At 30.9% G+C, this 24,472-nt stretch carries 23 protein-coding genes and 2 riboswitches; of the genes, 5 read left to right on the top strand and 18 right to left on the bottom strand.

The window, feature by feature from the left end; all coding sequences use genetic code 11:
* Window positions 1-8: 8 nt before the first annotated feature.
* The 4 genes from KQI88_RS01950 to trkA form a co-directional block, all read right to left on the bottom strand.
* Window positions 9-311 carry an ATP-binding cassette domain-containing protein gene (locus KQI88_RS01950; protein WP_216414678.1) on the bottom strand — a complete coding sequence of 101 codons (303 nt, stop codon included), beginning with the start codon at window positions 309-311 and terminating at the stop codon, window positions 9-11.
* Window positions 298-591: a hypothetical protein gene (locus KQI88_RS01945; RefSeq protein ID WP_216414677.1), complete on the bottom strand. Its 294-nt coding sequence runs from the start codon at window positions 589-591 to the stop codon at window positions 298-300. Before KQI88_RS01945 ends, KQI88_RS01950 begins: the two co-directional genes overlap by 14 nt.
* A 159-nt stretch (window positions 592-750) precedes the next feature.
* Window positions 751-2,199, bottom strand: a complete 1,449-nt coding sequence (locus KQI88_RS01940) for a TrkH family potassium uptake protein (RefSeq protein WP_216414676.1) — start codon at window positions 2,197-2,199, stop codon at window positions 751-753.
* Window positions 2,165-3,556, bottom strand: a complete 1,392-nt coding sequence (trkA, locus tag KQI88_RS01935; RefSeq protein ID WP_216414675.1) for a Trk system potassium transporter TrkA — start codon at window positions 3,554-3,556, stop codon at window positions 2,165-2,167. The genes KQI88_RS01940 and trkA overlap by 35 nt, the downstream gene beginning before the upstream one ends.
* Window positions 3,557-3,792: 236 nt before the next feature.
* On the opposite strand from trkA, the gene KQI88_RS01930 reads away from it, so the two are divergent.
* A complete protein-coding gene (locus KQI88_RS01930) occupies window positions 3,793-5,385 on the top strand; it encodes an ABC-F family ATP-binding cassette domain-containing protein (protein WP_216414674.1) in 1,593 nt (530 codons plus the stop codon).
* Window positions 5,386-5,468: 83 nt separating this feature from the next.
* On the opposite strand, the gene KQI88_RS01925 is transcribed toward KQI88_RS01930, so the two are convergent.
* The 3 genes from KQI88_RS01925 to KQI88_RS01915 form a co-directional block, all read right to left on the bottom strand.
* On the bottom strand, window positions 5,469-6,575 hold the full coding sequence (locus KQI88_RS01925; protein WP_216414673.1) for an RtcB family protein: 1,107 nt from the start codon (window positions 6,573-6,575) through the stop codon (window positions 5,469-5,471).
* A 157-nt stretch (window positions 6,576-6,732) separates the two neighbouring features.
* Entirely contained in the window at window positions 6,733-7,398 is a 666-nt protein-coding gene (locus KQI88_RS01920) for an HD domain-containing protein (RefSeq protein WP_216414672.1), read from the bottom strand.
* A gap of 128 nt (window positions 7,399-7,526) precedes the next feature.
* Window positions 7,527-8,486, bottom strand: a complete 960-nt coding sequence (locus tag KQI88_RS01915) for a calcium/sodium antiporter (protein ID WP_216414671.1) — start codon at window positions 8,484-8,486, stop codon at window positions 7,527-7,529.
* A 448-nt stretch (window positions 8,487-8,934) separates the two neighbouring features.
* Between KQI88_RS01915 and KQI88_RS01910 the strand changes: the two genes are divergently transcribed.
* The 3 genes from KQI88_RS01910 (at window position 8,935) to KQI88_RS01900 (ending at window position 12,220) form a co-directional block, all read left to right on the top strand.
* Complete coding sequence (locus KQI88_RS01910) at window positions 8,935-10,179, top strand: HlyC/CorC family transporter (protein WP_216414670.1); 1,245 nt, start codon at window positions 8,935-8,937, stop codon at window positions 10,177-10,179.
* A 329-nt stretch (window positions 10,180-10,508) separates the two neighbouring features.
* Window positions 10,509-10,607: riboswitch (TPP riboswitch) on the top strand.
* An 86-nt stretch (window positions 10,608-10,693) separates the two neighbouring features.
* Window positions 10,694-10,793, top strand: a riboswitch (TPP riboswitch).
* Between the two features lie 129 nt (window positions 10,794-10,922).
* A complete protein-coding gene (thiD, locus tag KQI88_RS01905; RefSeq protein ID WP_216414669.1) occupies window positions 10,923-11,735 on the top strand; it encodes a bifunctional hydroxymethylpyrimidine kinase/phosphomethylpyrimidine kinase in 813 nt (270 codons plus the stop codon).
* Complete coding sequence (locus KQI88_RS01900) at window positions 11,735-12,220, top strand: NUDIX hydrolase (protein WP_216414668.1); 486 nt, start codon at window positions 11,735-11,737, stop codon at window positions 12,218-12,220. The genes thiD and KQI88_RS01900 overlap by 1 nt, the downstream gene beginning before the upstream one ends.
* A gap of 406 nt (window positions 12,221-12,626) precedes the next feature.
* On the opposite strand, the gene KQI88_RS01895 is transcribed toward KQI88_RS01900, so the two are convergent.
* The 5 genes from KQI88_RS01895 to KQI88_RS01875 all read right to left on the bottom strand — a co-directional run bounded on the left by KQI88_RS01895 (window position 12,627) and on the right by KQI88_RS01875 (window position 15,993).
* Complete coding sequence (locus tag KQI88_RS01895; protein WP_216414667.1) at window positions 12,627-13,070, bottom strand: YaiI/YqxD family protein; 444 nt, start codon at window positions 13,068-13,070, stop codon at window positions 12,627-12,629.
* Between the two features lie 239 nt (window positions 13,071-13,309).
* Complete coding sequence (locus tag KQI88_RS01890) at window positions 13,310-14,074, bottom strand: MerR family transcriptional regulator (RefSeq protein WP_216414666.1); 765 nt, start codon at window positions 14,072-14,074, stop codon at window positions 13,310-13,312.
* Window positions 14,075-14,172: 98 nt separating this feature from the next.
* The gene (locus KQI88_RS01885) at window positions 14,173-14,346 is read right to left on the bottom strand and encodes a hypothetical protein (protein WP_216414665.1); all 174 of its coding nucleotides are present in this window, start codon (window positions 14,344-14,346) and stop codon (window positions 14,173-14,175) included.
* 118 nt (window positions 14,347-14,464) lie between these two features.
* On the bottom strand, window positions 14,465-14,692 hold the full coding sequence (locus KQI88_RS17950) for a helix-turn-helix domain-containing protein (RefSeq protein WP_216414664.1): 228 nt from the start codon (window positions 14,690-14,692) through the stop codon (window positions 14,465-14,467).
* 17 nt (window positions 14,693-14,709) lie between these two features.
* Window positions 14,710-15,993 carry a D-serine ammonia-lyase gene (locus KQI88_RS01875; RefSeq protein ID WP_216414663.1) on the bottom strand — a complete coding sequence of 428 codons (1,284 nt, stop codon included), beginning with the start codon at window positions 15,991-15,993 and terminating at the stop codon, window positions 14,710-14,712.
* Window positions 15,994-16,211: 218 nt separating this feature from the next.
* Here KQI88_RS01875 and KQI88_RS01870 point away from each other — a divergent pair, with 218 nt between their 5' ends.
* Complete coding sequence (locus tag KQI88_RS01870; RefSeq protein ID WP_216414662.1) at window positions 16,212-17,444, top strand: aminopeptidase; 1,233 nt, start codon at window positions 16,212-16,214, stop codon at window positions 17,442-17,444.
* Between the two features lie 138 nt (window positions 17,445-17,582).
* Here the strand turns inward: KQI88_RS01870 and KQI88_RS01865 are convergent, their stop codons facing one another.
* From KQI88_RS01865 to KQI88_RS01840, 6 genes are all read right to left on the bottom strand, one after another.
* Window positions 17,583-19,493, bottom strand: coding sequence for a glycosyltransferase (locus KQI88_RS01865; protein ID WP_216414661.1), 1,911 nt, complete (start codon window positions 19,491-19,493; stop codon window positions 17,583-17,585).
* Window positions 19,494-19,505: 12 nt separating this feature from the next.
* Window positions 19,506-20,858: a glycosyltransferase family 2 protein gene (locus KQI88_RS01860; RefSeq protein WP_216414660.1), complete on the bottom strand. Its 1,353-nt coding sequence runs from the start codon at window positions 20,856-20,858 to the stop codon at window positions 19,506-19,508.
* Window positions 20,859-21,057: 199 nt separating this feature from the next.
* Entirely contained in the window at window positions 21,058-22,035 is a 978-nt protein-coding gene (locus KQI88_RS01855; RefSeq protein WP_216414659.1) for an ATP-grasp domain-containing protein, read from the bottom strand.
* Window positions 22,013-23,017: a 1-aminocyclopropane-1-carboxylate deaminase/D-cysteine desulfhydrase gene (locus tag KQI88_RS01850; RefSeq protein WP_216414658.1), complete on the bottom strand. Its 1,005-nt coding sequence runs from the start codon at window positions 23,015-23,017 to the stop codon at window positions 22,013-22,015. The genes KQI88_RS01855 and KQI88_RS01850 overlap by 23 nt, the downstream gene beginning before the upstream one ends.
* A complete protein-coding gene (locus tag KQI88_RS01845; RefSeq protein ID WP_216414657.1) occupies window positions 23,001-23,552 on the bottom strand; it encodes a GNAT family N-acetyltransferase in 552 nt (183 codons plus the stop codon). The genes KQI88_RS01850 and KQI88_RS01845 overlap by 17 nt, the downstream gene beginning before the upstream one ends.
* A 189-nt stretch (window positions 23,553-23,741) precedes the next feature.
* The gene (locus tag KQI88_RS01840; RefSeq protein ID WP_216414656.1) at window positions 23,742-24,458 is read right to left on the bottom strand and encodes an HAD family hydrolase; all 717 of its coding nucleotides are present in this window, start codon (window positions 24,456-24,458) and stop codon (window positions 23,742-23,744) included.
* Window positions 24,459-24,472 lie beyond the last annotated feature (14 nt).

Here is a 24,472-nt window from a genome sequence, read left to right as displayed (position 1 = left end):
TACATTTTTTATGCAACTACAATATCTCCTACAGTTTTATTTTTAACTACTAATACTTTATCATATTTTTTTCTAGTTTCCTCAAATATAATATGACTTAAATTAACTACTGTTATTCCTTCTAAGTTTAACAATGTATTTTCTATTTCCTTTGCTACTTTAGGATCAAGGCTTGCAAAGGCTTCGTCTAAAAATATTAGATCAGATTTTGTTAGCAATCCTCTTGCAATAGCAACCCTACTCTTTTCTCCACCAGATATATTTTTACCATTATCTAAGATTATAGTATCTATTCCATTAGGTAGACCCATTACAAATTCTTTTAATCCCGCCTTTTTTAATGCTTAGGCTTATATCTTTAAAAACTTCAGTACCTTCGTAGCTAAAAGAGACATTATTAAATTCTATACTTTCTTTAAAGGTATCCATATCTAAAGTTTCAATATAGTTATCTTGATTTATAAGTACTTCATCCATCTTTTTAAACAAAACCTTTACAGATAAAATTTTAGGAAGCCACTCAGAAAACTGCATTAAAGGTTCCATAACCTTATTCATATTGTTAATAATAAGAATAACTCCTTCAAGCAATTCCCCCCTAATGAATTTTATATATATTCTCAATACTTTTTATCAAATATTATACTACATGTATTTGTTATGGTATACATATATTGCCATAAATGAAAGAACAAAGGAACATTCATATTATATGTTCCTTTGTTCTTTTATTTATAATTAATAATTCCATTAAACTTCCCTAGTCCAATCTTTTGGCACTACCAAAGCAATTATAGTAAATATTTCTAGCCTACCTAATAACATTAAAAGAGAAAATAATGCTTTACTTGCAAAAGTAAATTCACCAAAGTTTCTAGTAGGTCCAACAAAGCCAAGTCCAGGGCCAATATTGCCTAATGTAGCTGCCACAGAACTAGATGCACTTATAAGATCTAGTCCTTCTAATGATACCAAAATAGTTGACAGTACAAATATCATAAGATATAAAGCGAAAAATGTATTTATACTAACTATTGTTTCGTTTGGAATTGTTTTACCACCATTCTTTATTGAGATAAAAGCTCTAGGGTGAAATATCTTTGCAACATCCCTCTTAATAAGTTTAATTAAAATTAATATTCTAATTACCTTCATCCCACCTGCTGTAGATCCAGCACAACCACCTATAAACATAAGAGTAAATAATATAGCCTTACTAAAAGCAGGCCACATATCAAAGTCTGCAGTAGTATATCCTGTAGTAGTTATAATTGAACTTACTTGGAAGAAAGAATCCCTAAGGGCTATAAAAATACTTTGATAGGATGTCATAAAAAGATTAATAGCAATAAGTAGAACTGCTACAGAAACTATAGTTAAGTAAAGCTTAAGCTCCTCGTCTTGTATTACCTCCTTCCATTTACCCTTAAACAAGGAGTAGTACAAAGAAAAGTTTACTCCTGATAATACCATAAAAACTCCTATTACAATATGAATATATGAGCTTTCATAGAAGGCAACACTATTATTTTTTATACCAAACCCTCCGGTTCCTACAGAACCAAAGGTATGGAGCATAGAATCAAATAAATTCATTCCACCTAATCTTAGAAATATAATATGTAATATAGTGATTGAAAAATATGTTACATATAAAATCTTTGCCGTATCCTTTATTCTAGGTGCTATTTTTCCTGCAATAGGTCCTGGACTTTCTGCTTTAAATATTTGAAATCCACCTATGCCCAAAGCAGGAAGTAGAGCGATAGTAAAAACTAATATGCCCATTCCGCCTATCCAATGAGTAAAGGATCTCCAAAATAAAGCACCGTGTGGAAGGCCTTCTACATTACTTAGTATTGATGAACCCGTAGTTGTTAAACCAGAAACGGTTTCAAAAAATGCATCTATAAATTTAGGTATGCTTCCAGATATATAAAAAGGAAGTGCTCCAAACAAAGAGGCCAGTAGCCACCCAAAAGCTACTATAGCTAACCCTTCCCTCGCATTAATATTATTCTTATTAGAAGCTTTTTTAGACATCATAAATCCTATGGTGCCTGTTATTATTATAGTAATGAGAAATGCCATTTTATCCTGACCGTTCATATAAAAAGCTATAGTTAGAGCTGGTAACATTAGTAAAGATTCAACTATAAGAATGTTACCTAGTACCCTTAGCACGATCCCATAATTCACTAAAAACACCTCCCTTGTGTGGTTTAATAAACATTTTCAAAGTAGGTAAGTCTTCAGTCAAGCTGAATATAATAATTCTATCCCCTGGATGTATAACAGATTCTCCATTAGGAATAATGACTTCTCCATTATGAACTATAGCACCTATTATAATACCCTTAGGTAGATTAAGTTCTGCCAATGGTTTTCCTGTAAAAGGAAGATCATCACCTACAATAATCTCTGTTACCTCTCCGTCTCCTCCTAGCAATAATGAGACGGACACTACTTTACCACCTCTAATATATTTTAATATATTAGAGGCTGTAATATAAACAGGGTTTAAAGCCACCTCTATGCCTAGTTTATCAATAATCTTAGTATAATTTTGTCTACTAAACTTTGCTATAGTTTTTGATACCCCTGCATGTTTAGCCATTAGAGCCATTAGTAGATTTTGTTCATCATAGCCTGTTGCTCCAACGAAAGCATCCATGGATTCTAGGTTTTCTTCCTCCAATAGATGTATATCTGTTCCATCTCCATGTATTACTAAAACATTATCTAGTTTTTCAGCTAACTCTTGACACCGAATTTTATCTTGTTCTATAACCGTTACCGAAATATTAGCTTCCGTAAGTCTTTTAGCTAAATAGAACCCTACCTTTCCTCCACCGAATATCATTACATTTTCTATTTCTTTTCTATTTATACCCTTTTCAAATTTAACACTTAATCTTGCTATATCAGCACTTTTTCCTATTACATGTATAATATCGTCCTCCATTAACTCTGTAAATCCATTTGGAATTATAATTTTACCATTTCTAGATATGGCAGTTATTAAAAAGCCACTAAAGTTTTTAAGATCCTTAATGTGTTTTCCAACAAAATCTTCATTATGTCCAATGTTAAAGTCTAACATAGTAACTTTGCCTTTGGCGAAATCTCCAGTATAAAAACTAAAGTTCTTTAATAAATATTTTTCCATAGCCTTGGCTGTTTCAAATTCTGGATTAACAATATGATCAATACCCATCTCTTTTTTTACAAAATCCAATTGCTTAGTATATTCTGGATTTCTTATTCTGGCTATTGTTTTTTTACAGCCTAATCTTTTGGCTAAGGAGCATATAACTGTATTTGTCTCATCCCCCTTAGTACATGCCACTAGTAAATCATAGCTTTTAATATTTAATTCCTTTAAAATCCCTATATCTACTCCACTAGCGGTAACTGTCAAAACATCTATATGTTCATTTATTCTCTCTAGTATCTTTGCATTGTAGTCAACTAATGTTACATCTATATCTTCCAATACCAATGACTCTGCCAATTTTTGGCCTAGCTTTCCGGCACCTACTATCATAACCTTCATGTGTTTTCACTCCTTTGGTTTATCCAATAGCTACTAATTCTAGGATTTCATCTAAATATAGCCTTATTCTATATTACCAAATTATTATTTTCAATAGTATACAAAAATAATGTTATTGTGAGTTTAATCTTTAATAGTTTTATTATCATATAGAATCATTAAAAGCGAGTGAACTTCTCCATTATTTATGGTATAATATTTTAATTGACAAATATTATGTAAGGGATGGTAATGAATTGATAAATGTAAATAATTTAAGTATAGGATTTCAAGGACAAAAGTTATTTGATGATGTTAATTTAAAGTTTACACCTGGAAACTGCTATGGTGTAATTGGTGCTAATGGAGCTGGAAAGAGTACCTTTTTAAGAATATTATCAGGTGAAATAGAGCCAAATACTGGTGATGTATCTATTGCTCCCAATACACGTATGTCTGTTTTAAAACAGGACCACTATGAATATGACCAAAATGAAGTTATACAAACAGTTATTATGGGTAACAAAAGACTTTATGAAATTATGGTAGAAAAAGACGCTATCTATGCTAAAGAAGATTTCACAGATGAAGATGGAATAAGAGCATCGGAGCTTGAAGGTGAATTTGCCGAGATGGATGGCTGGAGCGCAGAATCTGAAGCATCATCTTTACTACAAGGTTTAGGTATAGGTACAGAGCTTCATTATAAGAAGATGGCTGATTTAACCGGTACTGAAAAGGTTAAGGTCCTACTTGCCCAAGCCCTATTTGGCAAACCTGGTATTCTTATTTTGGACGAGCCTACCAACCATTTAGATATTGCAGCTGTAAATTGGTTGCAAAACTTTTTAGGCGATTTTGAAGGAACTGTTTTAGTAGTATCCCACGATAGACATTTTCTTAATGAAGTATGTACCCATATGGTAGATATAGATTTTGGTAAAATTAAAATGTTTGTAGGAAACTATGATTTCTGGTATGAATCCAGCCAGTTAGCTCTTCAAATGATGAAAGATCAAAATAAGAAAAAAGAAGATAAAATAAAAGAACTACAAGCCTTCATCGCTAGATTTAGTGCAAATGCATCTAAATCTAAACAAGCTACTTCTCGTAAAAAATTACTAGAAAAGATATCTTTAGATGATATTCAACCTTCTACCAGAAGATATCCTTTTGTAGGCTTTACTATGGAAAGAGAAGTAGGGAATGACATTTTATTAGTAGACAATTTATCCAAAACTATAGATGGTGTAAAGGTGCTCGATAACGTTAGCTTTATAGTAAATAAAGGAGATAAAATTGCCTTTATAGGGGATAATGAAATAGCGATTACAACTTTATTTAAAATATTAATGGGTGAAATAGAACCTGATAGTGGTACAGTAAAATGGGGAGTAACAATTACAAACTCTTATTTCCCTAAAGATAACTCTGAGTTTTTCAATGACGTAGATTTAAATCTTATAGATTGGTTGCGTCAATTCTCTGTGGAACAGTCCGAAATATATTTACGTGGATTTTTAGGTAGAATGCTATTCTCTGGAGATGAGGCACTAAAGAAAGTTAGAGTTCTATCTGGTGGAGAAAAAGTTAGATGTATGTTATCTAAAATGATGCTAGCTAATGCTAACGTTTTATTATTAGATCAACCTACAAATCATTTAGACCTAGAATCTATAACCTCTGTAAATAACGGCCTAAGAGATTATAAGAGTAATGTTTTATTTACATCCCATGACCATCAATTTATACAAACTATAGCTAATAGAATAATTGAAATAACATCTACTGGTTACAATGATAGAGTTATGACATATGAGGAGTATATTGAGGCTTTTCTTAATAAATAGATGTGAATAAAAACTCCCAGAGGTAGACTACCTTCTGGGAGTTTTTAAATTACAATATATTCCTAAAAGTTACTTCATTACAACTACTCTGCAGCTTTAAAGTTATATATAGGTATTATCTTCTCAACTATCTCTACAGTATCTCCTATGTTGTTTACTATTTCATCTATAGGTTTATATGCAAAAGGGCATTCATCAAGTGTTTGCTTATTTACCGATGTTGTATAAATCCCTTCCATAGTCTTTTTAAATTGGTTAAGAGTAAATGAGTTTTTAGCTTCTGTCCTACTCATAAGTCTTCCTGCACCATGGGGGGCTGAGAAATTCCAATTTTCATTACCTTTTCCAATACAAATAAGGCTACCATCACGCATGTTTATTGGTATTAAAAGTTTCTCACCATACTTAGCTGAAACTGCACCTTTTCTTAAAATCATATTCTCTGTATCTATATAGTTATGAATAGTTGTAAATTGTTCTACCACATCAAGCTTCATACCCTTAATTATTTCCTGAATCATAGCCTTGCGATTTAATTCTGCAAAAAGTTGAACAATTTTCATATCATGAATATAATCTTCAAACAGCTGTCCTGATACATAAGCTAAGGCCTTTGGTATATCTTCCTTTGTATTATTAATTGATTTATAAGCTTCTTCTTGATAAAGACTTGCAACCTCATGTCCTAAATGACGACTACCTGAGTGAATAGATATATATATATTTCCTTTACTATCTTTATTTGCTTCAATAAAGTGGTTTCCGCCGCCTAAAGTTCCAATACTACGTCTAGCCCTATTAATGTTAACTTTACTTTTACATTTAAGCTCATTCAAATCAATTTCATCATTAAATTTATGCTCTTTATCTCTTATATTAAACCCACAAGGTATTTTGTTATAAATTAACTTATCTAATTTTTGTAGCTCCATATTTCGATTTTTAATCTTTATAACTTCTATACCACAACCGATGTCAACACCAACAAGGTTTGGAACAATTTTATCATCAATTGTCATTGTAGTACCTATAGTACACCCTGCCCCACTATGAACATCCGGCATTATCCTTATCTTACTTCCTTTTATAAATTCTTGATTAAGCAGGTTTTCAATCTGTCTTACTGCACCTTCTTCAATATTTTTAGTGTATACAATTGCATTGTTGTATTTACCATTTATCTCAATCATGGCGAGTATTCCTTTCAAACTTTTATTAATATATTAAAAATATCCTAGTGTGTAGAAAAATACCTACTAGGATATTTATTTATATTATATGACTTAATTGACTGAATTACAACCTGAGTATGCTATCCTTTTGATAATCTAATATAACCTAATCTTACTATAATAACTTAGTTCCATTCATAACTAATTCAAATTTAGCATCTAAAAAGTCAGCTGCTTTTCTACACATCATCATCCGATTTAAGAATATCTCAAAATACTCCATCAGAGAAGATATCTCCACATCTATCTTCATTTCTAGTAATATAATCCTTTTTTCCTCATCTATCTTCACTTGTGCATGTTCAACTGCATAATTTACCCTATCATGAATATCAAAAGTTGCAAAATCTGTATTTCTAACTCTACTTCTTCTTACATCACATTTATCAGCCAATATCAAGGCCGCTGAAACTATATTTACTGGTTTTCCTGTGCCTTCATCATGATTTCCTATGGAAGATACAATGGTTGCTATTTCTTCTGGACTCATACCCATCCTAGTTAGAATATTAAAAGCTAAAACAGCACCTGTCTGAGCATGATCTACTCTATTAACCATGTTTCCTATATCATGAATATACCCAGCTATTTTCCCTAGTTCTACTTCTCTTTCACCATAACCTAAACTTGATAATATATTTACCGCAGTATTTGCTACCCTTCCAGCATGTACAAATGAATGTTCTGTAAAACCAAGTACAGATAAAAGTTCATCTCCTTTTTGTATATATGTTTGAAATTCATTATTTTTTCTTATGTCTTCAAAGGTAATATTTTTCATACTTTTTATCTCCTCTTATCTTCTATTTGAATGTATTCTTTCATATATACCCTAGGAATTACCTTTTATATAATTTAAATTACTAAAGAACTCTAAAATTTTATCCCTCTACTTAATTGTAATCATACTTAGTTTCTAATAATTATATACACAGTATATGCTATATAAAGTAGAGTAAGCATCGCCCCTTCTACTCTAGAGAATCTTTTTTTAGTAATTGCAAATAAGTAAGTTAATATAGTTATTCCTAATAAGAAAATAATATCGACTAATATCTTAGACTCTACGGCTAAAGGAGCTATAACTGAAGATACTCCTAGAATAAATAATATATTAAATAAATTTGATCCTATTACATTACCAACAGCTATATCTCCTTCTCCCTTACGTGCTGCAACAAGAGATGTTACCAACTCTGGCAATGATGTGCCTACAGCAACTATAGTAAGGCCTACTAGTGTTTCACTCATTCCTAGTTGTAAGGCTATTGAAGTACTGTTTTTCACTACGAGATCTGAACCAAAAAGTATTCCTCCTAATCCAACAATTCCTAAAATCACACTTTTATATATATTTATTTCCTTTTCTTCATTTAGCGGGCTTTCAATATTTGCTTCTTTAGAAAGTATCGCCATCTCAACTAAATAGTATAGAAAAACAGCAAATATAGAAAGTATTATTAATCCATCCCCTTGAGTTAATATATTAATAGAATTACCTTGAAATTTTATATCATTACCTAAAATATATAAGACTACTGTAGCTAATAGCATAAAAGGAAACTCTTTTAATATAGTGTTCATCTTAATACTTATGGGCTTAATCATTGCTGCTATTCCTACTACTAAAAGTATATTAAAAATATTTGATCCTACTATATTGCCAACTGCTAGTCCACTAGAGCTTTTTAATGCTGCATTTATACTTACAGCTGCCTCAGGAGCACTGGTTCCAAATGCAACGATCGTTAGACCAATTAGCATCGAAGGTACCCTCAGCTTCTTAGCTAGAGATGATGCACCATCAACAAATAGGTCAGCTCCTTTTATAAGTAAAGCAAAGCCAATTAATAATAATAGATAATTCATTCTAATTCCTCCTAAAATATAAATAATTTTTCATTATACATACCCATTATGGCTTCATTTTATTAAATATAAGTAAACACCCCCTTTAAATGATTTTTATATTAAAAGTAAAAAACGAGACCTTTAGTTAATGCATAATAAATGCACTAACTAAAAGTCTCGCTCTTTTAATATTTTTTATATATTAAAAGTAAATAGATCCAGGGTTTCCCCGGTTATGTTGAATCTATTTATTATGCTACTCCCTTTTAGTTCTTATATATTCATATTATACCGTAATAATAGCATATTATATGCCAATAAGCAATAGTTAATTAAACTCAGTTAAACTCAGGCTGATTATTCTGAAAATTAACCCTAAAAAAGTATCATTTTACTAGAGAATTTATGATATAATTATTTTGATAATATTTTAAGCATTAGAATAATATGAGGAGTGTGGTAAATTTTGGACCCTGATAGTATGTGGCAAATTATAGTTTTATTAGGACTTTTGTTTTGTTCTGCTTTTTTCTCTACATCAGAAACAGCACTTATGTCATTAAGTAAAATTCGTGTAAGATATATGGTAGAAGAAAAAGTAAAAGGAGGAGATTTAGTAGAACGACTAGTGAAAGATCCTAATAAACTTTTAGGTACAATTCTTGTAGGTAATAATATTGTAAATATTGGTGCATCTGCGTTAGCTACTTCATTAGCCTTAGATTTTTTTGGTAGTAAAGGTGTATTTGTATCAACAGGAATTATGACATTATTGGTATTAATATTTGGTGAAATAACACCTAAATCTCTTGCTGCACAATTTCCAGAAAAAGTTTCATTAAAGGTTAGTAAGCCTCTTTCTTTCATCGTTACTTTGTTAAATCCAATTGTTATTGTTCTTATGTATTTAACAAATGGAATTATGAATATACTAGGTATTAAAGCTGATAAAGCACAACCTATTATAACCGAGGAAGAACTGCGTACGATCGTTGCAGTTAGTGAGGAAGAAGGAGTTTTAGAAACTGAAGAAACACAAATGATACACAATGTTTTTGAATTTGGAGATCTTCAAATTAAAGATGTAATGATTCAAAGAACAGATATTGTTGCGATAGATATTGATCTTCCATTCCAACAGATTATAGATAAGGTTAAGGATGAGCAGTTTTCTAGATATCCTATTTATAAAGAAGGTATAGACAATATTATTGGAGTTTTAAATGTTAGAGATTTAATTTTCCTTGATAATAAAAAGGATAATTTTAATATAGAGGAGTATGTAAGAAAACCTTATTATACATTTGAATTCAAGAAAATTAGCGATACTTTTACAGAAATGAAGAAAAACAGAACCCATATGGCCATCGTGCTAGATGAATATGGAGGTACCGCTGGAATTATTACTATAGAAGATTTAATCGAAGAAATTGTCGGAGATATCGAAGACGAATACGATGAATTTGAAAGTGAAATCCAATTTGTTAAAGATGGTGAATATATTATAATTGGCAGTACCAAAATTAATTCAGTCAATGAAATTTTAGGTACAAATTTCGAGTCTGAGGATTTTGATTCCATTGGTGGCCTAGTCATAGAATCTCTAGGAAGACTTCCTAAATTGGGTGAAAAAGTAGAATATGATAATATTACACTTATAGTAGAGAGTATCGAAAGAAATCGAATAAAAACAGTAAAAGTTTATGTATAAAATAAAACCGATTGAGCAATATAAAATAATCTATGCCCTTGTGAAAAAATAAGTTACAGATAGGATATTCTCGAAGTGCCCAGACACAGTAGAAGGTGTTTTCGCAGATGAAGTGGTCGGTGTTAAATTTGATTACGCTTGTGGCAATTATGTCGAGAAATTCTTGAAACTCCAATCTTCCTCAAGAAGATTGGAGTTTCATTTTTCTTGCCATAAGGTTCATCCTTTCTAATTGTTGTATGGTATATAAAAAAAACCGCCACATTTGTGATGGCTGGAATTGAAAACAGGTTCTTGAACTCCTCCTCAAACGCTGTTATAATATATATTGAAGTTTGCGGGGGAACTACTTGTAGTTGAGAAGGTTAAACCTGACCCTTTGAACCTGTTGGTTAAGACCGACGTAGGGAAGCAAATCAATTATATCATTGTGTATATATAGTTGGAGTGCTTTTCAAATGAGAAAAGCACTCTATTTTTGTTTGAAAATAGGTGTCGAAAATTGAATATGGTTTATCGCTTGCGGGGGGACTACTTGTAGTTGAGAAGGTTAAAACCTGACCCTTTGAACCTGTTGGTTAAGACCAACGTAGGGAAGCAAATCAATTACATACTATGTTATTTATTGGGTGCTTTCCGTAATACGAATTGCACCCATTTTTTGTCTAACTATAAGGATAATCTGATTTCTGTTAGCACAGTATGATGATAATTATATATCCAATTTTAAAGGAGGATTTCTAATGAAAAAAGTATTGAGTATCGCAGGATCAGACTGTAGCGGAGGTGCCGGAATCCAGGCTGATTTAAAAACATTTTCTGCCCATGGCGTTTTTGGCATGAGCGTTATCGTGTCCATAGTGGCCGAAAACACAAGTCGTGTCATTGACATACAGGATGTTACGCCGGATATGATTCAAAAGCAGATTGACGCTGTTTTTGAGGATATTGAGGTTGATGCTGTAAAGATAGGTATGCTATCCACACCGTACTGTATGAAGGCAGTTGCAGAAAAGCTCCGTCAGTATAAGCCGAAGAACATTGTAATTGACCCTGTGATGTATGCAAAAAACGGGTGTCCGCTGATGAATCCAAATGCCGTTGATACGCTGATAAAGGTTGTTATTCCATGTGCAGACATACTTACACCGAACATTCCAGAAGCAGAAAAGATTTCAGGTATGACTATCAGCTCTATGGAAGACATGGAAGCTGCCGCAAAGCGGATCTACGAAATGGGTTGTCGAAATGTTATTGTCAAGGGCGGTCACGCTATTGGGAATGCCGTTGATGTTCTGTATGACGGCAGACAATTTTATCACTATGAAACATACCGTATCAACACCAAAAACACACATGGCACCGGCTGCACCTTTTCCTCTGCTATCACATCTAACCTAGCCCTTGGACTGCCTGTACCACAAGCGGTGGAACAAGCAAAGCAATATGTAACCACTGCCATTGAACATGCTCTTTCTATTGGAAAAGGAAATGGGCCAACTCATCATTTTTATGACCTGTATCGAAATGGTTTACAAAAAAGCGAGGTGCTTTAATGCCTGAACAATGGGATTTATATAATGTAAACAGAGAAAAAATGGGTATCCTGCATCGCCGAGGAGAGTCAATAGAAAGTGGATACTATCATCTAGTTGTCAGCATATGGATAATGAACAACAAGGGAGAATACCTGATGTCTCAACGTCATCCGAACAAGTTATATCCTGAATATTGGGAATGCACAGGTGGCTCTGTATTAGCCGGAGAAACAAGCTTGCATGGAGCTATTCGGGAAGTGAAAGAAGAATTAGGACTCTTCCTTGAAGGTAGGAATGGACGAATTATTTACAGCACCCGCAGAGAAGAAAGTCAAGATTTCTATGATGCATGGCTGTTTCATGCCGACGTTCCCATATCAGCTTTGACCCTACAAAAATCTGAAGTGATAAATGCACGCTGGATGACAAGGACGGACATTGATAATTTGTATCAGTCAGACAAACTTCATCCACTGCTGTTTTATTATATGGAAGTGCTGTAAATAAGAGATCATAAAAATGCAAATAATCATAACCAATAGTCATTTTTATTCTTGTCTAATAAGATATTTCGTCTATTATGACAAAAAGGAAGCAACTAAATTCTTGTTGCCTCCTTTTTTCATACCCTCTACTTTTACTATTTTCATCGTCTATAAGCTACTCTTAAATACTCCCTTATTGACCCATCAGAACAGAAGGTGTTGCCACAGATAAAATGATCTACATTAAATTTAACCACAGATATACATATCATGTCCAGAAATTCCAGAAAGCTTTATCTTAATGCTTTGTATTGTTGATAGACACATAGAATACTCTTTTCTGACAATAATCAAAATAAGATAAATGTCAGAAAGCAGCGTTTTTATGTCAACATTTTGCTCTCCTAATATTCCATAGTAAGATTTATTCCTTTGATAAATTAGACACTAGCTCTCTAAATTTTTGTTCAAATTGAATATCATTTTCCCTTGTTCGCTTTGGTATCTTTGTATATTTTTTATGTTTTCTTCTCATCTCTTGACCAATATGTCTTTGCATTAATAATTCATCTATATTATCATCAGTATAGCACCATCCATTTTGATTAATTGCTATAGCTCTTTTGGCAATAGCCATTGCAGCTACACCATAATCTTGAGTAACCACAATATCTCCCTCTTTTGTGTGATTAATTAAAGTAATATCTACTACATCTTTGCCTTGATCCACTGTTATAATTTCTGCATAATCATCATATAGATCATGACAAATATTTTTTATCATAATTAACTTTATATTGTATTGCTTTGCCACATTTAGAATTATGTCCTTAACAGGACATCCATCCGCATCAACTAATATCTTCATATGTTCTCCTTCTTTTTTCTATAATATTTTCTATAATTCTAATAAACTTTCTATATACATTTTATGTTTCCCTGCTTATTTTTTAAAATCTATATAGAACATTGCATTATCATTATATAGTAGCCTATATTTGTGTGGCGACATCAATGTATTTTATTGAACTCACTTTCGCCAATAAATAATATTGTAGCTCAAAAAAGGCGATTGGTTACCCAATCGCCTTTTAATTCTTTAAAATACTATTTTTGTATTCCTGTGTAAATCAGGATGGAATCTCTTAAAAATTCTGCTGTACCTGGTTGCTCTTTATCATAGTATGCTGTAAACCTTTCATCATCAACATACATTTGAGCAAGTCCAGCATGAGCTTCTTTGCTATATTCGGTCCAATAAAATGTTATCCACTTTTTGTGAAGCTCGGCCGCTTTTTGTGCTAATTCACCGGCTGGATCTCCAGTTTTAAAAGCCTCTTCCAAAGTCTTATTTAATTTCTCTGCTAGACTTGTTACTTCATCATATTCTGCTTGAGTCATATTTTTTAATTTTGCATTTGACTTGTCAATAGTTTCATTTCCATATTTTTGTCGAATTTCTTCACCATATTTCTTCTCATTATCATCAATCATTTTTTGCTTAAAACCTTCAAATTTTTCTTTATCACTCATTTTAATTCTCCCTTCTACTGATGCTATGCTCTTTTCAACATTAGCTATCAATAAATCTAATTGTTTTCTTTTTTCAAGGAGATTTTCACGATGTTCTTTAAGTGCATTTGCCCCATCAAAGGAAGGTGAAGTTATTATATTCTTTATACTATCTAAGCTTAAACCTAATTCTCTATAGAACAAAATTTGTTGTAACCTATTAACTTCCGCTTCACCGTAAATACGATATCCTGATGAATTGATTCTTGCCGGCTTTAGAATTCCAATTTCATCATAATATCTAAGGGTTCTGGTACTAATACCTGCTAAATTTCCTAGTTTTTGCACTGTGTATTCCATAATCTTACCTCCTTAAGACCAATATACACATTTACGTAGCGTCAATGTCAATAGTTTTTTATAAGTATTTTTGTGTATATGAAATTTCTAAAATTTAATTAAATAATTCCATTATTAAGTTTAGCTAGATCATTTCCAAAACCTGCCTTATCAAGACATGAAATGATTCTTTCTTGATCATCTGGTGCTTCACAAATTTTATTAGACAAATTATCTCTTATAGAAAAGGAAAGTAATTTAAAATCCTGAAATACGATGGCTAATAGTTTCATAATAAATATTACCAAGTATCATACAAATATCTATCTGTAGTTTGACGCATCCCTGACTATAAGCTAAATTAAGTGCCTCTAAAAATAATTCAATAGCTTCATAATATTTGCCATCAAGTCACTTTATGTAGCCTATTTGATTAATAACATATGCAGTATAATTTATCTTCTTTGCTTCTTCAAGTAAATTAATATCTTCACTTGGTACAATATTGCCCTTTTCAATCTTACTTAAATATGAAATTGAGCAAATTCCTTTACACAAATATTCCTGTTTCAGTCCTAATTTTTCCCTATTACTTTTTATTAATAACCCTGTTATATTTTTTCTGGTTTCATATAACACCTTAACAATTCACCCCATTATTTGTTCCTAGAATTTTTCCCCTCTGCATAATACTCTTTTCTTATACTTTCAGGCACCAAGCTACCACCAGTAGACCAGCACAGGTGGGTTGCATTTTCATTTTTATAAAAATCGGAAACAAATATAGGTCCTAAAAATCCAGCAAGAGCCGATGGTTCTATATAAATATCCTCTTCATCAACTAAGTCTGCTAAAAAACTATATAGTCTTTCATCATCTATAGTAAATGCTCCACTTAAGGTCTCTTCCATTATCTTACCTACAAAGGAAGATGGTCTTCCTACCGCCAATCCATCTGCAGCAGTCTTATTATCTAAACCTATATCCTCCACAGAAATTTTATCGTGAAGTCCAGTTGCTAAACCTAAGAGCATTGCAGGAGAATGGGTAGGTTCTGCAAAAAAGCATTGTACATCGTCACCATACATAAGTTTAAGACCATACGCAACTCCTCCTGGTCCACCACCTACACCACAGGGAAGATATACAAATAGTGGATGATCCTCATCTACAGCAATATCCATATCCTCTAGTTGTTTTTTAGTTCTTATACCCCCTACTGCATAGCCTAAAAACAAATTCTTTGAATTTTCATCATCTATAAAATAACTGTTAGGGTCAACATCCGATAGTTTTCGTCCTTCTTCTACAGCCTTTGAATAATCAGAAGCATATTCAACAACCTTAACACCTTTAGACCTTAAAAGTTCTTTTTTCCACTGCCTTGCATCTGATGACATATGTACAACTACTTTAAAACCAAGTTTTGCACTCATTATGCCTATACTAAGTCCTAGATTCCCTGTACTTCCCACTTGTATAGTATAGTTGGAGAAAAACTCCTTAAATCTATCTTCTGCAAGTATAGAATAATCATCTTCATATTTAAGTAATTCATTTGCAATAGCTAACTCTTCCGCATGCTTTAAAACCTCATATATTCCTCCCCTAGCTTTTATTGATCCTGCAATAGGAAGTAAATCATCTCTTTTCAGTATTAAATTGCCATAGATTTTTTTATTATAATTCTTTTCCATTCTTTTTTTCATATTAGATATTTTAGATATTGGTGACTCAATAATTCCATCCATAGTTGATGGAAAAACTATCTTTATATATGAAGTAAATCTATTTAGTCTCTCTTCAGCATCCAACACATCTTCATATGAAATTGGCAGCGTCTCTTTAACTTCGGCAAAGTTTTTATATTTTGGATTAAACCAAATTGTTTCTTTTAATTCTTTTAGTTCATCTACTAATAGTGAGTTTTTATTCTCCATAATGCTCCTCCTTAAAATTTTATACTCTATCAACCATAAATCTTAATATAGAATATTCTAATAATATATAATACTATTATATTTCCATTGAAAAGATAAAACAAGGTGACAAATTCCTTCAGATTTGCTCTATATAATAAAGCTAAAAATTTGAAATTATGCTAAAATATAATTATTACATAGATAAAATCATTTATAAAAGATTAGAGGGGGATATTATGGTAAATTTAGAGCAAAATCTTGAAAAGTATGCTGAGCTTGCTGTAAGAGTTGGTATCAATTTAAAAGAAAAAGAAGGTCTACTTATTGCTGGAAATGCTGATACTCTACCTTTAGCAAGACTTGTAATGAAAAAGGCTTATGAAGCAGGTGCAAAACATGTAGAGTTTCAGTTAGCTGATGACGAAATGAGCTTGATTAGATTTAAGCATGGAAAAGATTATGTGTTTGAAAACTTTCCACAGTGGAAAGTTGACTCCTTAGAGGCTATGTATAAAGACAATTATCATCATCTTTTCATTGCTGCGCCAGACCCAGAGTTATTAAAGGATATTGATGGAGACTTAGTTGCAAAAAGTCAAAAAACAGCATCTCTAGCAGTATCATCTGTTATGAAATATAGAATGACTGGATTTACAAAATGGTGTATAGTTGCTATGCCTTCATTAGCATGGGCAAAAAGTGTATTCCCAGATTTAGATAATGAAACTGCAATCGAAAAACTATGGGAAAAGGTCTTCGAAGCAACCCGTGTTGATCAAGATAATCCAGTAGAAGCATGGCAAATACACGATAACAATATAAAAAAATATAGAAACTTTTTAAATGAAAAGCAGTTTGAAAAATTAGTATTAAAAGCTCCTGGAACAGACTTGGAAGTATATCTTGCAGAGGATCACTTTTGGATGGGTGGATCTAAGGACAGTCAAGCTGGAGATCCATTTGTTGCAAATATCCCTACTGAGGAAGTATTTACTACTCCCCATGCTTTAAAGGTTAATGGAACTTTAAAAGCTACAAAACCACTTAGCTTAAATGGAAAAATTGTAGACAATTTTGGATTTACATTTAAAGATGGAAAAGTAGTTGATTTCTATGCTGAAAAAGGCTACGATGTTTTAGAAAAATTAATGGAAAACGATGAGGGTGCTAAATACTTAGGTGAAGTTGCATTAGTTCAAAATGACTCTCCTATTTCAAATACAGGTATACTTTTTAATAATACATTATTTGATGAAAATGCTTCAGTTCATTTTGCACTTGGTAGGGCATATGCATATGCTATGATAGGTGGTTCTGATATGACAGATGAAGAACTAAAAGCAAAGGGTGCAAATTTTAGTTTAATCCACGTTGACTTTATGGTAGGTGGGCCAGAGCTACATATTACTGCCTATGAAAAAGATGGTACCGAGGTTGAATTATTTAAAGATGGAAATTGGGTGTTTTAGTTAACTTATATAAGCCTGAGAATCTATTGTAGATTTTCAGGCTGTTATATTCTATTTAATAAGAACATATCTCACATAAAAAAATTATTACAAAATAATCATTTAGCGAATAAAAATAGGACTCACTCTATTACATTTTTATATAAGCTCTTCATAAAGTTCAATCGTTCTATGTGCTACTAAATCCTCATCAAACATTTCTTTGCACCATTTTTTACTCCAAAGTCCGATTTTTTTACGGTCTTTTGGATTGTCTAGTAACAATCTAATTGCTTTCCCTAATGTAATGATATCTGGTTTTTCAATTGCATCATGATCACCAAAGTATGTTTGCCATTGTAATTCCTTCATCTCTTCAGATACAATACCTACATATCCTTCATTTCCTATAGATATGACAGGCTTACAGCAACTCATAGCCTCAAGTGCTACCCTGCCAGTTCCAACAACAATATCGCTTTCTAAATAATACTGAATCACGTCAAAGCTTGCACCCTCAAGATGAAGCAAATCTCTTCCTATACTATTATTTATCAAATCTACTTCTCTTTTTATTATGCTGCTATCAGGACCATCACCCACTACAATAGCATATAAATTTTCATATTGTAATGCAAGGTTATGACAGCTAAAAATAAAATTTTCTGCAGCTATAGTTTTGTTCCATGCCAATCTACTACAATATGTTATAACAATCCCATCATCTGGAATATTTAGTTTCTTCCTTATAGTATTATCTTTTTTATCTTTCGTTTGTTCCTGTATATTTATTCCATTAGGTATAACAATAACCTTATCCTTTACCCTCTTTCCTAGTTGACCACATATCATTTCCTTTACTGGTTCACTAACAGCAATTATAGAACTAGCATTAATACATGTACTATAGAGAACATCTTTAGGATAAAATAGTCCATGCAATGTAACAATATAAGGAATATTATATTTCTTATATATTTGATTAGCAATTGACATGCTTCCGAATAAGTGACTATGAATAAGATTAATATTTTCCCTATCAATAATTTGCTTTACTGTATTTAACAGTCCAAATATATGTCTATTTGAGATGTAATCACCTTTAATTGGTACTTTTACAATCTTAATCCCACTATCCTCAAACATTCTAGTCAATGGTCCCCCACTAGTTCCAACAACAACATGTATACCTTTATCAATTAAACTCTTAACTAAATTAAGTACATGGGTTTCAGTTCCACCTATATTTAATGAATCTATTAGCATAAGTATTCTCTTATCACTTCTTTGATTTAAGTTTATATTGACCTTATTTATTTTAGCATTTTGATATAATTTACTATACAGTATATGATTTTTAATATCACTATTTTCTAGGGCTATTCTAGTATGTTCTTCATAACCATGTTGCTTAACAATATGATAAGCTTCATTATGTCTTCTGTATGAATAAAGTACTTTATTCACCTTTTCAACTCCACCTATTTTAATAAGCTCTAGTAGTAGCTCTATTTGATCATCAAATTCTTGGTTGAGCTGACTTAATATAATCTTATTTAGAAGTTGTTTACGTATCATTAAGGTGGGAAATATTATCGGTATAAAATTTCCAATAATAGCATTTAAAATACTTTCTTTATCAATATAATGATTTTGAATTTTCTCAATAAAAGTACTTTGATTTATATAGTCTGTATCGTAGGTGAAACATTTTATAAGACAAGAAACCATACCAAGTTCTTTATGTTTCTGTAAATAGGCTATCTGCCTTTCAATTCTACTAGGTAAACTTATATCATCTGGATCATGTCTGATTATAAATTCACCTTTTGCATGATTTAGCCCCTCTTCAAAGCTAGCATTCAATCCTTTATTGGATCCTAATTGTATTACTTTTATTCTATCGTCTTTAATTTCTCTAACTATTTTTAGTGTATTGTCAGTAGAATTATTGTCCAGTACTATAATCTCAAAATTTTTATAGGTCTGCTTTAATATACTTTTAATACTTTCATCAATATATTTATCACAATTATATACGGGCATAATTATACTAACTAAAGGGTCCATATATATCCACCTCTATACTTCATAATGCAACACATCCTTAAGATTTTGTACTCTGTATCCATTATTTATAAGTCTATGTATAAACTCGAAATCCTCATGCTTATCAATAGATTTATTCATACCAGCTGTATGATCCACTACTACACTTCTTAACATAATAGTATTTATATTTACACATGGAGTGTATTCCTTTGTGTAAATATATTCAATATCATCATCAAATTTAATTATAGGAGTTTCCTCAGTTGAATTAGTTCCAATCACGCTATACATAAAATTATTGTTTAAAAATTCTACCTGCTTACTAAGCTTAGCATTATTACTAATACTATTTACAGTATTAAAAGCAATAAATTCTCCTTTAGATAAATAAGAACCTACGTTATAAACCCAGGGATATCCTATTTCTGTAGGTAATCTAAAGTAAATTATATCTTTAATATTAAAACTAGGATTTTCTTGTTTATACTGAGAATACCACTTTCTTATTTCTTCCTCATAACTATTTTCTAAAGCGTCATCTATAATAATTATTTCAATATCTAAATAAGTTTGGATACTAATATCTTTTAGAGATCTAAAAATACTATCTTTATTATTTTCTATTGGCAATATCACAGATACCTTCCCAATAACTTTTTTTGATTCTTCTTTTATTTTTTGCATTGCTTCTCTGTACTCTTCCGTAGCTCGTTCTGGATGAGTTCGTACGTAAAGAAGATCTTCCTTTAAGTTGCTAACAATATAGTCCGCATGTATAATTTCATTAATAAAAAACACATCATTAGCTATATTCACAAAGCGTTTACATCCAATTATATTTTCAAGTATATTAGCCCTAAACAAAACAGAACCAAAGCATACACAATGTTTAAACTCGTTTTTATAGTTACTTTCTATTTTTTCAGTACTATAACTTAACCAATCTGGTATATACACAATATTATTTATATGTTCAGTAAATGCCTTAAATCCAGTTCCAACAACAGTAACATTATAATTTTCATCTAAATATTCAACCTGTTTTTGTATTTTTTCCTTATGACTTATATCATCCGAATCGTGTATAGCAATATACTCCCCTTTAGAAACACAAAATCCAATATTTAGCGCCCATGTTTGTGAACAGTTTCGAGGTAACCTTATGTAGGTAAAATCCCAAAATACACCTTCATTATTTTTAATCCACTCGCTTATAACCTGTTTTGTATTATCTGTAGAACAATCATCAATAATAATTATTTCTATATTTGAGTATGTTTGATTTTTTAACCCATCTAAAGCTTCACATATATATTTTTCATAGTTATAAATTGCTATTATTACGCTTACAAGACCACTCTCTCTATCCCAAAAACTTGCCATCTTTAATCCTCCTAATATATTATTCTAAGTTCCATGTAATATATTTAGTAATTAATGTTTAGTTAAGTTGTTAAACTGTCTGATACTCATGTCTTGATTTCAGCATCAAAACTTAAAGGCATTCCAATTCAAATAAATTACCATTATTAATCTTAAATTTAGGATACGTTCAATGTTTTAACATCGATACTACTATGCCTCATTGTAATAATTCACATCTCTTCTTAATTGTTACAATATCATGTCTCATCATATATATATCCTCTTCATACTTACCTATATGAGAGGTATTTATTATACCTTTTAAATTATTTAAAATATATTTAGGAAAATTTTCACCACATTCATAGGCTATTAAATATCCCCCGCCAAATCTAGGATTAACTTCTGATATATAGAACTCTCCGTCTATTTCGAATACATCTATATCAACCGGACCTACAACTTTTAACTTTTTTATAAAATCTAAAATCATATTAAAAAGCTTATCATTTTTTACAGACACTGCTTTATCAGTTTCGCCACCTCGCATACTAAGTTTCTTTTTAAGAAATATAGATATAACATCCTTTGATATTATGTCAACATAAAGGTCTACACCATACTCTTGTCCTTGCATGTATTGTTGTACAATTAGGTCTGTATTATATTTCATTAAAATCTTCAATTCTTCTAGCGTAGAAACTTTATTGATACCTATACTAGAACTTCCTTTTCGAGGCTTTACAAACACTGGAAAATCTATTTTATTTCTATATAATGCCTTTGTAAAATCGTCTAAGTTTGCATAGGTTTTAGGAGTATTAAATCCATTATTCTTTAAAAACTCAAACATACTATACTTATCAAAGCACATTTCAACAATATCATAATCCGATATTATAACCTGCACTCCTAGATTATTAAATTCTTCTTTCTCTTTAGCTAACAGACTTAATTCAGGATCTATTGTAGCAATAATCCCTGTAATATCTTCCTTAGTACAAATTTCTTTTATTTCATTTAGATAATTACTATTATCTATACTAGATACAATATATCCTTTATCAGCTATATATAAAGTGGGTGCTGTGCTATTATAATCAGCTACTATTATCCTTCCTTCATTACCTAGCTCTTGTTTAAAATATTTAATTAACTGAGTTCTTCTACCACTACTGGTGAATAAAAGATTCACTTCTATCCCCACCTATCTCAATAAATTTTTCAGAATTGGCTAATAATATTGGAATACCACCAGTGTGTATAAATAAAATATTCTTGCCCTTAATATTAGTTCTTCTAATATAATCAATCATTCCATAGAAGGCTTTTCCTGTATATATTGGATCCAATAATATTCCTTCATTCTTTCCTACATACTTTATAGTTTGTAAAACTTCATAATAGCTATCTCCATATCCTTTTCCAACATAATCGTCAATAAAATGAATTTTAGATTTTATGTTATTTACTTGAATGTTAAACTTATGGCAGTAATCAAGAATACTCTCTTCTATCACCTTACTCCCTCTCTCTTGTTTCCGTGCAATACTAATACCCAATATTTTAGTATTCGCTTTATAGTTTTCATTTCCAATTATCAGCCCAGCCTGTGTTGTTCCTGAACCAGAGGCATGAAATATATAATCAAAATTAACTTTCATTTTTGATTCTTGTGCTTTTATTTCCTCATATACTTTTACATAAGCATATGTACCTAAGTTACCATGACCACCACCTTCAATAAAATATGATTTATGGCCATTTTCTGTTAACTTTGTTAATGTTTCATCTATGGTATCTTTAACTTGATATTCTTCGCACCACATTATTTCTGCATCAAACAAATTATATAAAAAGTAATTACCTGTATATTCAATTTGTTTTTTTTGTTTTGTTAGTATCAACAAACACTTTAACCCTAATTTTGAACAGGCTGCGGCAGTTATTGCACAATGATTTGATTGATATGACCCATAGGTTACAATATAATCACTTTTTTTAGAAATAGCATCATACATAAAATATTCTATTTTTCTTAGTTTATTTCCGCCTAAAACAAATCCAGCTAAATCTTCTCTTTTCATATAAATTTCATTAGATTTAATATCAATACTTTCTAACTTTATCATTGGGGTGACAGAATTAAATAGATCTATTTTATTTAGAGATTTCATTTTTTTTCGCCCAGTCTTTCTTTAATATAGAAGCAATATATCTATCAGCAATTTTCCCATGAGAATATATATCTTGCCTTAATAATCCTTCTAATTGCCATCCTATTTTTTGCATAATTTTTTGAGTACCCTGATTATATGTTAAATAGTGAATATATATTTTATTTAATCCTAACTCTTCAAATCCATATTTCATCAGTACATCATATACTTCTGTTCCATATCCATTACCCCATGTATCTTTCTCTCCTATAGTTATATATAATTCAGCCTTTCCTACTGGATAGCTAATATCTATCAATCCACAAAATCCTATATATCGATTGTCTTCTATTAAAAAAACAGAAAAGTCCCGTCTATGTGAATCACTAATTACTTTGTCAAACCACTTTTCAGTTTTAGCTATAGAGGTTGGATAATCATAATTTAAGGTTCTTTGAATATCAGGATCATTAAGCCAATCTACTCTCTTAAATAAATCTTCCCTTTCAACAAGCTTTAAATAAATGCTCTTGCCTAATAAAACATTAATCATTCTATAGCCTCCTTAGAACTAATTGGAACCATTTCTATCTATTGAATTAAAAATATGTTAATTAATTTAATATAGTACCTTATTTTGTAATTATATTATGTAAGATTAAATTAGAAGTGCTATAATAAAAAAATAAACAACCAATAGGAAGTATTCTCCTTTAGTTGTTTATTTAAATTCTTAAGTAATTTATTTTATTTTAGGTAAATTCTTAGCAAATTCATAAAAATCTTCATAGTTTCCTTTATAATCTATATTATTATCCCCTCTAATTGTACCAATAATATGATCCTCAATAAGATATGTCTTCATCCCAAGAGTTTTTGTTATCATATCTTCTTCTATATCATTTCCTACCATTATACAATTCAATGGCTGTTTTTTTATTTTATTTAAAATCTCCTCATAAAACTTTAGTTGCGGCTTACAATAATGCATTTTCTCAAAGCTTGTAATAAACATAAAATCTTCTTTATTAAGCCCTGCCCACTCTATACGATGTAGGATAGCTTTTTCAGGGAAAAGTGGATTTGTTGCTACCACTAAATTATAACCCTTATCTTTAAGTAGCTTTACAGCTTCAATAATGTATTTATTTTGAGTAGCTACATTTTTAATATTATTAAAATCCTTTTCATAAAAATCTTCAAAAATAGGATTCAATATTTTTTCTTCATGATCGATTCTTCCATAGAAATCCTCAAAAAAAGCTTCTTCATTAGTTTTATTAGGATCTATATTGCTTATCATATATTTAGTTGAAGTCCAAATATGTTTTGTAACTTCTTCTGGTGTAAAATGCTCTTTTAGCTTAATTGCTAATTCTGCAAAGTATCTTTTAGTAAATAAGTCAGTATCCATTGGTAATAAAGTACCATCCAAATCAAATAATATTGTTGTAATCATGTTAATGCACCTCT

Origin of the sequence: Alkaliphilus flagellatus (assembly GCF_018919215.1) — a bacterium.
Taxonomy (GTDB): domain Bacteria; phylum Bacillota; class Clostridia; order Peptostreptococcales; family Natronincolaceae; genus Alkaliphilus_B; species Alkaliphilus_B flagellatus.
The sequence above is the reverse complement of the archived record's forward strand: the minus strand, read 5'-3'. Positions and strand labels throughout refer to the sequence as shown.